Below are 516 nucleotides of genomic sequence, written 5' to 3'. Positions count from 1 at the left end.
GTCTCCCACCATGATCGGGGAAGACCCATTTATATACAGTAATAAATTTAACTCCTGTTGAAAAGTCTTTCTGCAAAACTATTTTTATTTACTTGATAATCAATAGGTTACAAAAGTCATTTTTAAATGTTTTTTATGAATAAAAAAGCCAGCAACCACTTATAAATCATATGGTTATTGGCTTTTGGTGTGTCTGATGCTGCGTCATATGGGCTGGACTGAAGCGGCTGATTTAATCATTAAAGGCACCCAAGGCGCAATTCAGGCCAAGACTGTAACCTATGACTTTGAACGTCTGATGGATGGCGCTAAATTGTTGAAATGTAGTGAATTTGGCGACGCCATTATTCAACACATGTAAGTTGCACGTCATAACATTTAGCCAGCATTGATGTTAAATCTTTGTTGGCTTTTTGTTTCCACCCACTCTTCCCCAAAACCCCCCCAAAAAACTGTATAAAAAAAGCACGGGTTAAATGGCGATTACCATCCATTTTTTCCCGCGATCATCGTTAT

1 pseudogene is annotated in these 516 nt (G+C 38.0%); it reads left to right on the top strand.

The annotated features are described in order from the left end of the window. Positions 1 to 193 precede the first annotated feature (193 nt). Positions 194 to 361: pseudogene (locus tag AEP37_RS25550) on the top strand (isocitrate/isopropylmalate family dehydrogenase); the annotation flags it as partial. Between the last annotated feature and the right edge of the window lie 155 nt (positions 362 to 516).

The organism is Yersinia pekkanenii (genome assembly GCF_001152565.1).
In the GTDB taxonomy this organism is placed as follows: domain Bacteria; phylum Pseudomonadota; class Gammaproteobacteria; order Enterobacterales; family Enterobacteriaceae; genus Yersinia; species Yersinia pekkanenii.
Note: the sequence above shows the minus strand (reverse complement) of the source record. Positions and strands in the feature narration are given on the sequence as shown.